Origin of the sequence: Teichococcus aestuarii, from assembly GCF_042651065.1 — a bacterium.
Lineage (GTDB): Bacteria > Pseudomonadota > Alphaproteobacteria > Acetobacterales > Acetobacteraceae > Pseudoroseomonas > Pseudoroseomonas aestuarii.
Genome location: NZ_JBHSCH010000107.1, coordinates 1 through 10,903 on the forward strand (window position 1 = coordinate 1; position 10,903 = coordinate 10,903).

General features: G+C 72.9%; 10 protein-coding genes. 4 read left to right on the forward strand and 6 right to left on the reverse strand.

All coding sequences use genetic code 11. The features are described from left to right. Positions 1–791: aminotransferase class I/II-fold pyridoxal phosphate-dependent enzyme (locus ACFOY6_RS23000; protein WP_379652352.1), on the reverse strand; the 791-nt coding region annotated here is incomplete at its 3' end. A gap of 36 nt (positions 792–827) precedes the next feature. Between ACFOY6_RS23000 and cbiB the strand changes: the two genes are divergently transcribed. The 4 genes from cbiB (at position 828) to ggpS (ending at position 5,596) form a co-directional block, all read left to right on the forward strand. Then, positions 828–1,820: an adenosylcobinamide-phosphate synthase CbiB gene (gene cbiB, locus ACFOY6_RS23005; RefSeq protein WP_379652353.1), complete on the forward strand. Its 993-nt coding sequence runs from the start codon at positions 828–830 to the stop codon at positions 1,818–1,820. A gap of 385 nt (positions 1,821–2,205) precedes the next feature. Next, a complete protein-coding gene (locus tag ACFOY6_RS23010; RefSeq protein ID WP_109515556.1) occupies positions 2,206–3,336 on the forward strand; it encodes an NAD(P)H-dependent glycerol-3-phosphate dehydrogenase in 1,131 nt (376 codons plus the stop codon). Between the two features lie 11 nt (positions 3,337–3,347). Continuing rightward, positions 3,348–4,085, forward strand: coding sequence for an HAD-IIB family hydrolase (locus tag ACFOY6_RS23015; protein ID WP_109515557.1), 738 nt, complete (start codon positions 3,348–3,350; stop codon positions 4,083–4,085). Then, positions 4,082–5,596, forward strand: a complete 1,515-nt coding sequence (gene ggpS / locus ACFOY6_RS23020; protein ID WP_379652354.1) for a glucosylglycerol-phosphate synthase — start codon at positions 4,082–4,084, stop codon at positions 5,594–5,596. Before ACFOY6_RS23015 ends, ggpS begins: the two co-directional genes overlap by 4 nt. Here the strand turns inward: ggpS and ACFOY6_RS23025 are convergent. From ACFOY6_RS23025 to ACFOY6_RS23045, 5 genes are all read right to left on the reverse strand, one after another. Further along, complete coding sequence (locus ACFOY6_RS23025) at positions 5,593–7,092, reverse strand: cobyric acid synthase (RefSeq protein WP_379652355.1); 1,500 nt, start codon at positions 7,090–7,092, stop codon at positions 5,593–5,595. The two genes, ggpS and ACFOY6_RS23025, sit on opposite strands and share 4 nt — an antisense overlap. 69 nt (positions 7,093–7,161) lie before the next feature. Next, entirely contained in the window at positions 7,162–7,767 is a 606-nt protein-coding gene (gene cobO, locus ACFOY6_RS23030; RefSeq protein WP_379652356.1) for a cob(I)yrinic acid a,c-diamide adenosyltransferase, read from the reverse strand. After that, positions 7,764–8,273: a bifunctional adenosylcobinamide kinase/adenosylcobinamide-phosphate guanylyltransferase gene (gene cobU / locus ACFOY6_RS23035; protein ID WP_379632169.1), complete on the reverse strand. Its 510-nt coding sequence runs from the start codon at positions 8,271–8,273 to the stop codon at positions 7,764–7,766. Before cobU ends, cobO begins: the two co-directional genes overlap by 4 nt. Positions 8,274–8,327: 54 nt before the next feature. Next, on the reverse strand, positions 8,328–10,241 hold the full coding sequence (locus ACFOY6_RS23040) for a glycosyltransferase (protein ID WP_379652357.1): 1,914 nt from the start codon (positions 10,239–10,241) through the stop codon (positions 8,328–8,330). A 10-nt stretch (positions 10,242–10,251) separates the two neighbouring features. Next, positions 10,252–10,903 (reverse strand): HlyD family efflux transporter periplasmic adaptor subunit (locus tag ACFOY6_RS23045; protein WP_379652358.1); only part of this gene is annotated, 652 nt, incomplete at its 5' end.

Genomic DNA, 10,903 nt, shown 5'->3' on the forward strand with positions numbered 1-10,903 from the left:
GCGCGGCCGATGGCGAGCGCCGGGCCGGACACCGCCCAGGGCCCCAGCGCCGCGCGGATCGCCGCCGCCCGCTCCGGCGCGGCCAGCGCGAAGCCCAGCCGCACCCCCGCCAGGCCGTGGCTCTTGCCGAAGGAGCGCAGCAGGATCAGCGCCGGGTGCGGCAGCAGGGCGGCGGCGCCGGGCGTGTCCGGCTCCAGCTCGGCGAAGGCCTCGTCCACCACCAGCAGGCCGCCGCGCGCCGCCATGCGGTCGGCCAGGGCGCGCAGCTCCTCGGGCGCATAGCGGCGGCCATCCGGGTTGTTGGGGTTGCAGAGCAGCGCGGCACCAGGGCCGTCCGCTGGGCCGTCCAGCGCGGCGAAGCTCGCCACCTCCGCCACCGCCGTGCCGGCGGCGCGCCAGCAGGCGGCGTGTTCGGCATAGGTGGGCGAGAGCACGCGCAGCGCCGGCTGCGGGAACAGGCGCGGCAGCAGCTGGATGAGCAGCTGCGTGCCCGGCGCGGCCGCCACCATCGCCGGGTCGGCGGCGCCATAGGCCGCGGCGGCCACGGCGCGCAGCGCAGCCTCCGCCTCCGGCTCGGGCAGGCGGGTGAAGGCCTCGGGCGGCAGCGGCGGCACCGGCCAGGGGATGGGGTTGATGCCGGTGGAGAGGTCGAGGAACGGCTCCGGCGCGCCGGGGAATTGCCGCCGCGCCGCGCCGAGCCGCCCGCCATGCTCCATCAGGCCGCCTTCCGCCCCGCCCTGTCCCGCCCCGCCCTGTCCCGCCCCGCTCTGTTCCGCCCCAACTGCCGCCATGCTAGCCCCTCCGCCGCTCTTCCCGGACACCGCGCCATGGCCCCGCTGCACACCACCCTGTTGATCCTCGCCGGGGCGCTGCTGCTCGAAGCCGCTCTCGGCTACCCCAGGCCGCTCTATTCCGCCATCCGCCACCCGGTGGTGTGGATGGGCGCGCTGATCGCCCGGCTCGACCGCGCGCTGAACCACGACACGCTGCCCTTCGCGCGGCGCAAGGCGCGCGGCGTGCTGGCGCTGGCGCTGCTGCTGCTGGCCTGCGGCGTGCCCGCGGCGCTGGCGCGGGCGGTGCGGCTGGCGGCGCTGCCGCTGGCGCTGGCGGTGCCGCTGCTGGCCGTGCTGGCCGCCACCCTGCCGGCCCAGCGCAGCCTGCACGAGCACGTGGCCGCCGTGGCCGAGGGTCTGGAGCGCGACGGTCTGGAAGGCGGCCGCGCCGCCGTGGCGATGATCGTCGGCCGCAACCCGGCCACGCTGGACGAGGCGGGCGTCGCCCGTGCCGCCATCGAGAGCCTGGCCGAGAACTTCTCCGATGGCGTGGTGGCGCCTGCCTTCTGGTGCGGCGTGCTCGGCCTGCCGGGGGCGGTGCTCTACAAGGCCATCAACACCGCCGACAGCATGATCGGCCACCGCACGCCGCGCCACGCGGCCTTCGGCTGGGCCGCCGCCCGGCTGGATGACGGGGTGAACCTGCCCGCCTCGCGACTCGCCGCGCTGTGGCTGATCCTGGCGGCGGCGGCGACGCGCGGCGCCGATGCGCGCGGCGCCTGGCGTGCGGTGCGGCGGGATGCGCGGCACCACCGCTCGCCCAATGCCGGCTGGCCGGAGGCGGCGATGGCCGGCGCCCTCGGGCTGCGCCTGGCCGGGCCGCGCGTCTATGGCAACACCCGTGTCGAGGATGGCTGGATGGGTGATGGCCGCGCCGGGGCCGGACCGGCCGACCTGCGCCGCGCCCTGGCACTCTACCGCCATGCCTGCCTCCTGCAGGGCGGGGCGGTGGCGGCGCTGGCCGCGCTGGTCCTGGGCCTCGCCTGAACCGGCGAACATCCGCAACGGGAAGTCCGCCCAAGTCATTCCTGGGCGCCCATCCAAAATGCAGAAAATAGAAACTTACGATAAGGACATGAAGCCGACTTCCACGACACGCGATGGGTTCATGCCGGTTACATGAGGCATCGGAATCCAAAGTAACGATCAAATTAACTTTCAGATCTCCCCGCGATTTCCAAGCCGCCCGAAATTTGCCTCAATCTGGACTTGATTTTTGCGGCGCAGCACAGCAGGTTAGTGCCTCCACAACTTCGTGAGACGCATCCATCAGCGGCTGACGCCGTACCTGATCTGTCCCCTCGCGGCCCCTTCCGGCACACCGCCTCGCGCACCGTGTCCCGGGCCGCCCAAGAATGCGGAGGGCCTTCCGTTGCCGAACACCGGACACGCCACCCAGACCACCGATCTTCACGACCCCACCCCCTTCGGCCGCGTCGCCGTCATCGGGGGTGGCGCCTGGGGCACCGCCCTGGCCCTGACCGCGCACCGTGCCGGCCGGCAGACCCGCCTCTGGATCCGCGAGGAGAGCGCGGTGGCCGAGATCAACAGCACCGGCCGCAACCCCTTCCTGCCCGCGCATGAAATCCCCCGCCCCATCGCCGTCACCGCCGATTTGGAGGCCGCGCTGCGCGGTGCCGAACTGGCCGTGCTGGTGATCCCGTCGCAGCACCTGCGCGCCGTGGCGGCGCGGGTCGAGGCGCTGCTGCCGCCGGGCGTGCCCGTCGTGCTCTGCTCCAAGGGCGTCGAGGCCGACAGCGGCGCGCTGATGACGCAGGTGGTGGCCGAGGAGATGCCGGACCGGCCGCAGGCCGTGCTCTCCGGCCCGAGCTTCGCCGCCGAGGTGGCGGAGGACCAGCCGACCGCCGTGACCATCGCCGCCCCCGCCGGCGCGCAGGGCCTGTTCGGCCCCGACCACCTCGCCGGGCGCATCGCCGTGACGCTGGCCAGCGAGACCTTCCGCCCCTACCTCTCGGACGACCCGGTGGGCGTCGAGGTCAGCGGCGCGGTGAAGAACGTGCTGGCCGTGGCCTCCGGCATCATCGCCGGGCGCGGCATGGGCTCCAATCCGCGCGCGGCGCTGCTGGCCCGCGGCCTGGCCGAGATCAGCCGCCTGAGCGTGGCGCTTGGCGGCCGGGCGGAGACGGTGCTGGGCCTCTCCGGCGCCGGCGACGTGATGCTCACCTGCTCCTCCGAGCAGTCGCGAAACTTCTCCTACGGCCAGGCGCTGGGCGCCGGCCGCAAGCCGGACACGGCGAAGGGCGCGGTGGTCGAGGGCGTGGCCAATGCCCGCTCCGTGCTGGCCCTGGCCCAGCGCCTCGGCGTGCAGATGCCGATCTGCGAGGCGGTGGACCGCATCGTCCACCGTGGCCTGTCGATCGACCGCGCCATCGCCGCGCTGCTGACCGGCCCGCTGCGCGCCGAGCCGCGCGCGCTGGAGCACCGCGCCAGCATCGCCCACCCGGCGCTCTCCACGCCGCAGGCGAAGCGGGTGTTCGCATGAACGCCCCGCGCATGAGCCATCTCGGCCTGGTGCTCGCCACCGACCTCGACGGCACCTTCCTCGGCGGCTCCGAATCGCAGCGCCGCGCCCTCTATGAGGAGCTGACGGCGCGCGACGACGTGCTGCTGGTCTTCGTCACCGGGCGCGACATCGGCTTCATCCGCGACCTGGTGGCGCAGCCCGGCATGCCGCGGCCGCACTACATCATCGGCGATGTCGGCACCTCGGTGTTCGACGGCGCCACCTTCGCGCCGATCCCGACGCTGGAGGCCGAGATCGTGGCGCGCTGGGACGATGCCGGCGACCGCGTGCGCGCGATGCTGGAAGGCGAGCCCGGCCTGCGCCCGCAGCCCACCGCCTTCCGCCACCGCGTCAGCTACTACTACGACCCCGCCACGCTGCGGCCCGGGACGGTGCGCAAGGTGGAGGAGGCGGGCTTCGACTGCATCCTCTCCGCCGACACCTTTTTCGACGTGCTGCCGCGCGGCATCGCCAAGGGGCCGACGCTGCTGCGGCTGGTGCAGGCGCTCGGCCTGCCGGCGCAGCGCGTGCTGACGGCGGGCGACACGATGAACGACCTCTCGCTGTTCCAGACGGGGCTGAAGGGCGTCGCCGTCGGCAATTCCGAGCCGCGCCTGGTCGAGGCGCTGCGCGGGGTGGAGGGCATCTTCCGGTCTTCCGCGCCGGGCGCGGCGGGCATCGCCGAGGCCATCCGCCATTTCAACCTGCTGCCGGAGGCCGTGGCATGAGCACGAAGAAGTCTTCCCTCGTCATCGTCTACCACCGGCAGCCCTATGAGGAGGCGGTGGAGGACGGCAAGGTGGTGTTCCGCCCCAACCGCAGCCCGAACGGCATCGTGCCGACGCTGAAATCCTTCTTTCAGCGCACCGAGCCGGGTGCGGGCGCCTGGGTCGCCTGGAAGCACGCGCAGCCGGGCGAGGCGTTCGAGCGCGTCGTGCACATCGACGACGTCAATGGCGGCTACACCGTCTCGCGCCTGCCGCTGACGCCGGAGGAGGTGGAGAGCTTCTACCACGTCACCTCCAAGGAGGCGCTGTGGCCGGTGCTGCACTCCTTCCCCTGGCTGTTCAGCTACGACAACGTGGACTGGGACACCTTCCGCTCGGTGAACCGCAAGTTCGCCGAGGCCGCCGCCGCGCAGGCGGAGGATGACGCCGTCATCTGGATCCACGACTACAATCTCTGGCTGGTGCCGGCCTATCTGCGGCAGCTGAAGCCGAAGGCGAAGATCGCCTTCTTCCACCACACGCCCTTCCCGGCGGCGGATGTGTTCAACATCCTGCCCTGGCGCCAGGAGATTCTGGAGAGCCTGCTGGCCTGCGACCTGGTGGGCTTCCACATCCCGCGCTACGCCCGCAACTTCGCCGAGCTGGCGCGCGCCCTGGGCGGCGCCGAGATCGCCGAGACCGTGCCGGTGGACGCTGGCTTCGGCGCCATGGGCCAGGCGCTGTCGGAGCCGGACATGCCGGTGAAGCTGCGCGTTGGCGGCCGCACCGTGGCGCTGGACAGCGCCCCCGTGGGCACCGACGCGGCGCTGATCCGCAGCGTGGTGGAGAAGCCCGCCAGCCGCGCCATCCAGCGCGAAATCCGCGAGGGGCTGGGTGACCGCCGCCTGATCATGGCCGTCGGCCGCACCGACTACACCAAGGGCATGATCGAGGCGATGGAAGGCTTCGAGCGGCTGCTGGAGCGGCGGCCGGAGCTGATCGGGCAGGTGAAGCTGGTCGTCACCTCGGTGCGCGCCGCCGCCTCGATGAAGGTGTATGACGACACCCAGCGCAACATCGAGGCGACGGTGGGCCGCATCAACGGCCGCTTCTCCAAGCTGGACTGGACGCCGGTGGTGCTGTTCAGCAACTCGACGCCCTTCGAGACGCTGCTCTCCTACTACCACGCCGCCGATATCTGCCTGACCACGCCGCTGCGCGACGGGCTGAACCTGGTGGCGAAGGAATACGTGGCGGCCAAGGCCGGCACGCCCGGCGCGCTGGTGCTCTCCGAGTTCGCCGGCTGCGCGGTGGAGCTGCCGGATGCGCTGCTGACCAACCCCTACTCCAAGCGCAACCTCGACCGCGCGCTGGACGAGGCGCTGGACATGCCGGCAGCCGAGGCCGCCGAGCGGATGCGCCGCATGGAGGCCGCCGTGCAGCGCTGCGACATCGCCTGCTGGGCGGACCATGTCTTCGCCGAGTTCGGCAAGATCGGTTTCAGCGCAACGGAAAAGCGCGCCGCCGCCTAAAACTGGCAGGAAGAAGAAGGGGGTTCGGGGGAATTCATTCCCCCGACCTTCAGCAGCCCTTCGATATCGACGTGCCGCTCCAGATGCGCCGCCAGCGCATCGAGCGCCCTTTCGATCCCCGCCTCATGATCCCGCGGCGCCGCGACGGCGCCGATCCGTGCCAGCCACGCCGCGCGCTGCGCATCGGCCGCGAAGAGCCCGTGCACATAGGTGCCGGCCACGCGCCCATCGGCCGAGACGGCGCCCTCCACCCGCCCCGGGCCATCCAGCGCCAGCAGCGGCCGCGCCGTGTCCGCGCCCGTGCTGCGGCCGATATGCATCTCGTAGCCCTCGAAGGGCAGGCCATCGGCGAGCGTCGTGCCGTGGACGCGCTCCAGCCGCTTGTCCCCCGCCAGCACCGTCTCCACCGCCAGCAGGCCGAGGCCGGGCACGTGGCCGGGCGGGCCTTCCACGCCGCCGGGGTCGTCGAGCCGGGTGCCCAGCATCTGGTAGCCGCCGCACAGCCCCAGCACATGCCCGCCGCGCCGGTGATGCGCGCGTATGTCCACATCCCACCCCTCGGCGCGCAGCGCGGCGAGATCGGCGATGGTGGCCTTGGAGCCGGGCAGGATGACGAGATCCACATCCCCCGGCAGCGGCATGCCGGGGCGCAGCAGGATGAGGTCCACCGAAGGCTCGGCGGCGAGCGGGTCGAGGTCGTCGAAATTGGCGATGCGCGGCAGCACCGGCACGGCGACGCGGCAGCGCGCGCCGGGGCGGCGCGGCAGGTGGTCCATCAAATCCTGTGCGTCCTCGGCCGGCAGGTGGCGCGCGGCGTCGAGGAACGGCACCAGGCCGAGCGGCGCCCAGCCGGTGCGGGCCGCGATCTGCGCCATGCCCTCGTCGAACAGCGAGAGGTCGCCGCGCATGCGGTTGACGATGAAGCCGCGGATCAGCGCGCGGTCCTCCGGCTCCAGCACCGTGTGGGTGCCGACCAGGGCCGCGATGACGCCGCCGCGATCGATGTCGCCCACCAGCACCACGGGCGTGCCCGTCGCGCGGGCGAAGCCCATATTGGCGATGTCGCCCCGGCGCAGGTTGATCTCGGAGGCGCTGCCGGCGCCCTCCACCAGCACGATGTCGGCCTCGCCGCGCAGGCGGGCGAAGCTGTCCAGAACGAAGGGCAGCAAGGCGGGCTTCATCGCCTGGTAGTCGCGCGCGCGGGCGGTGGCATGCACGCGGCCCTGCACCACCACCTGCGCGCCGATCTCGCTCTGCGGCTTCAGCAGCACGGGGTTCATGTGAACGCTGGGCGGCACGAAGGCGGCACGCGCCTGCAAGGCCTGGGCGCGGCCGATCTCGCCGCCCTCGGCCGTCACCGCCGCGTTGTTGGACATGTTCTGCGGCTTGAAAGGGCGCACGCGCAGGCCGCGCCGCGCCAGCGCGCGCGCCAAGCCCGCCACCAGGAGGGACTTGCCGACGGAGGAGCCGGTGCCCTGGAACATCAGCGCCTTCATATAAAGAAACTCCGGAAGAAGCCGGGGGAATGAATTCCCCCGGACCCCCTTCTTTTTTCTGTCAGTTTTTCAGAACTCGATGCCTTCCTGCGCCTTCACCCCGGCGGCGAAATGGTGCTTCACCGGCTTCATCTCGGTCACCATGTCGGCGGCCTCCAGCAAGGCGGGTGGCGCGTTGCGGCCCGTCACCACCACATGCAGCCCGTGCGGACGGGCGGCGAGGCCGGCCAGCACCTCGTCCAGCGGCAGGTAGTCGTAGCGCAGCGCGATGCACAGCTCGTCCAGCACCAGCAGGCCCAGCTCCGCCTCGGCCATCATGCGCTTCGCCTGATCCCAGGCGCGGCGGCAGGCGGCGATGTCGCGCGCGCGGTCCTGCGTCTCCCAGGTGAAGCCCTCACCCATGCTGTGCCATTCCAGCATGGCGTAGGCTTCCAGCAGGCCACGCTCGCCGGTGCTCCAGGCACCCTTGATGAACTGCACCACGCCGACGCGCCGGCCACGCCCCAGCATCCGCATCGCCAGCCCGAAGGCGGCGGTGGACTTTCCCTTGCCGGCGCCGGTGTGGACCATCAGCAGGCCCTTCTCCACCGTCTTGCCGGCCACCTCGGCATCCTGCACGGCCTTGCGCTTCGCCATCTTCTCGCGGTGGCGGGCGGCGTCCTCGTCTTCGGTCATGGCTCCCCCTTCAGCACCAGCGGCAGGCCGGCGGCGATGAAATGCACCGAGGCGGCGCGCGCCGCCAGATCCTGATTCAGCCGCCCCGCCGCATCGCGGAAGCGGCGGGCCAGGGCGTTCTCCGGCACGATGCCGAGCCCCACCTCATTGGCCACCAGCACGGTGGGCGCGGCGCGGGCGTCCAGCGCCGCCTGCAGCGCGGCCGTGGCGGCGGGGATGTCGTGCCCGCCCAGCATCAGGTTGGTCAGCCACAGCGTCAGGCAATCGACCAGCGCGGGGCGGGGGCCGGCGGCGGCGAGGGCGGCGGGCAGGTCGAGCGGCGCATCCAGCGTCTCCCAGCGCGCATCGCGCCGCGCCCGGTGCTCGGCAATGCGGGCGCGCATCTCGTCATCCCACGCCTCGGCCGTGGCGAGATAGGCCCAGGGGGCGGGGTGGCGGGCGGTCAGCGCCTCCGCGTGGCGGGACTTGCCGGAGCGGGCACCGCCCAGGACGAGGATAAAACTCATGCGGCGGAAACTGGGCCAATCCGGCGCGCCGCACCAGCGGGGAAGCGCGCCCCCTCAGCCGAAGGCGCGGCGCGCCAGGATGCACAGCAGCTGCCAGGGGCTGAGCCGCGTGACGGAGCGGACATAGACGCCCGAGAAGATCTTGCGCACCAGCGCCGCCTGGGTGGCGGGCGAGAGGACGAAGGCGACATGGCCATGCCCCTGGCTGACGCGCCGCACCTCCCCCTCCACAGGGCCGGCCCCGGCCAGCTCCACCACCACCTGCGCGCCGCGCGAGAGGCCGCAGCCCGGCGGCAGGGCCAGGCGGCAGCCGATGGCCGAGATGTCCGTCACCCGCACGGGCCAGCGCGCGCCCTCCACCACCAGGGTGGCGGCCTCGTCGGCGCCGAAGCGCTCCTCCCGCCGGAAGCGCGGGCGTTCGATGCACATCAGCGCCGCCACGAGCAGGGTGGCGATGTTGTAGAGGCTCCAGAACAGGTTCATCGCCTCCACCTGCGGCGGCGTGCCGCTGATGGGGCCGGCCAGCACGCGCATCAGGATGCCGCCCAGGGTCAGCCCCGCCGGCACCAGGAACCAGGCCATCAGCGACCACTGCACCACCACCCGGTCGCGCATCGCGCCCTTGGCGGTCACCTTGAACTTCTGGTTGCGGGAGCCGAACAGCCCCACCGCGCTGGCGCGCAGCGATTCGCGCGCCACCAGCAGCGCCATCGCCTCCGCCATCAGCGGCACGTTGGTGCCGCGGCTGACCCAGCCCAGGAACAGCACGCAGCACACCCAGTAGGGGCCGAGATGCTCCAGGATGGAGGGCAGATCCGTCTCCATCACCACCAGCCCCACCCACCAGTAGAGGATGGGCACCAGCAGGCTGAGCACGCGGATCAGCGCGCCGACGGTCCAGAACAGCACGGTGTCGAGCGTGTGCAGCCGCATCAGCCAGGGCACCGGCCCGCGCGAGAGCGGCCCCCAGGGCGTGCGGACGATCTGCATGGTGCCGAGGCACCAGCGGCCGCGCTGCGTCAGGTATTCCTGCAGACCCTCCGGCGCCAGCCCCGCCGTCAGCGGCTCGTTCAGGTAGGCGGTGCGCAGGCCGAGGCCGGTCATCTTGAGGGAGAGCAGCGAGGCACGCACCAGCGCCGAGGTGCCGCAGGAGAAGGCGGTGCCGTGCGCGTCCTTCGAGGCCAGGATGACGTCGAAGAAGAAGCGCTGCTCGTCGGGGATGAGGCTGGCGGCGCCGAGGTTGAGCTGCACCGGGTCGGGGTTGAAGAAATATTGCGGCGTCTGCACCACCGCCACCTTCGGGTCGTGCAGCAGCGCGGCGGCGCGGCGCAGGAAGAGGGGCGTCGCCACGAAATCGGCGTCCAGCACGGCCACGGCGTCGGGCGGCTCCGGCAGGGCCAGCAGGTGCTCCAGCGCGGCGTTCATGTTGCCGGCCTTGCCGTGGCTGTTGTCGCCGCGCGTGCGGTAGTGGGCGCCGAGGCCCTCGGCCATCTCGGCCAGCCAGGGGCGCCGGCCATCGTCCAGCACCCAGACGCGGAAGCGCGGATAGTCCTGCGCCATGGCGCCGATGATGGTGCGGTAGAGGATCTCGCGCTGCTCGTTGTAGGTCGGGATCAGCACGTCGATCAGCGGCGGGCCGCCGGGAAAGCCCTCCACCGGGTGGGCGCTCGCCTCCGCGCTGCGGTCGCGCGTGCGGGAGAGGACGTGCAGCAGCAGCAGCCCGGCCAGCGAGCTGAGCGCCTCCACCGTGAAGAAGCCCCAGGCGGCCAGGCTCTGCCACTCCGGCGCCAGGGGCGGCAGCGTGCCGGTCAGGCGCCAGTGCAGGTAGCGGAGCAGCAGCGCGGCGGTCAGCCCCGCACCCACCATCCGCGCCACCTTGTTGTCGGGCCGCAGGCCGGGCAGCACCAGGATGCCGAGGCCCAGCACCAGCAGCAGCGGCACGAAGGATTGCGCGAGGTCCGGGCCCATGGCGGCGCCCTCAGCCGAAGCGCACGCTGCCGATCCGGCCCACCTCGCAACCCCGGCTCAACCGGTCGGACGCGACCTGGACCACGGCGAGGAAGGTCTCGCGCCCCTCGGGGCCGGCCAGCATGGGCGGCAGCAGCTGCACCACCCGCCCCTCATGCTCCTCGCGCTCGCCGGCCATCACGAAGCGGGCGCGCATGCCGAGGCGCAGGGCGCGGAAGCCGCGCTCATCCATCTCCGCCCGCACCAGGGGGCGGGTGCAATCGACGAAGCCGGCGATCTCCTGTCCCTGCCGGACATACTCGCCGGGCTGCGCCGCGAGGCTGACCAGCCGCGCCTCGGCGGGCACCATCAGCGTGGCCTCGCGCAGCCGGGCGATGCGCGCCGCCTCGTGCTCCAGCCGCCCGCGCATCGCGGCGAGGCGGGCATGGCGCTCGGCCAGGCTGGCCTCCAGCTCCAGCTCCGCCAGCTGCAGCCGGTCCTGGCTCTGCTGAGAGGCGGAGCGGTCGGTCCCGGCCTCGGCCGCGAAGACGCCGCCCTCGGCCCCCGCCTGCTCCGCCAGCAGGGCGGCGCGGCGCTGGGCGGCGGCGAGCGCCTCGCCGCTCGCCACATCCCGCTCGCGCCGCAGGGCGTCCAGCGCGGCGGCGGCGATGTAGCCGCCCCGG

Coding starts and splice junctions, on each gene's coding strand:
- cbiB (WP_379652353.1), top strand. CDS start 828: ATGGCCCCGCTGCACACCACCCTGTTGATCCTCGCCGGGGCGCTGCTG.
- ACFOY6_RS23015 (WP_109515557.1), top strand. CDS start 3,348: ATGAGCCATCTCGGCCTGGTGCTCGCCACCGACCTCGACGGCACCTTC.
- ggpS (WP_379652354.1), top strand. CDS start 4,082: ATGAGCACGAAGAAGTCTTCCCTCGTCATCGTCTACCACCGGCAGCCC.
- ACFOY6_RS23025 (WP_379652355.1), bottom strand. CDS start 7,092: ATGAAGGCGCTGATGTTCCAGGGCACCGGCTCCTCCGTCGGCAAGTCC.
- cobO (WP_379652356.1), bottom strand. CDS start 7,767: ATGACCGAAGACGAGGACGCCGCCCGCCACCGCGAGAAGATGGCGAAG.
- cobU (WP_379632169.1), bottom strand. CDS start 8,273: ATGAGTTTTATCCTCGTCCTGGGCGGTGCCCGCTCCGGCAAGTCCCGC.
- ACFOY6_RS23040 (WP_379652357.1), bottom strand. CDS start 10,241: ATGGGCCCGGACCTCGCGCAATCCTTCGTGCCGCTGCTGCTGGTGCTG.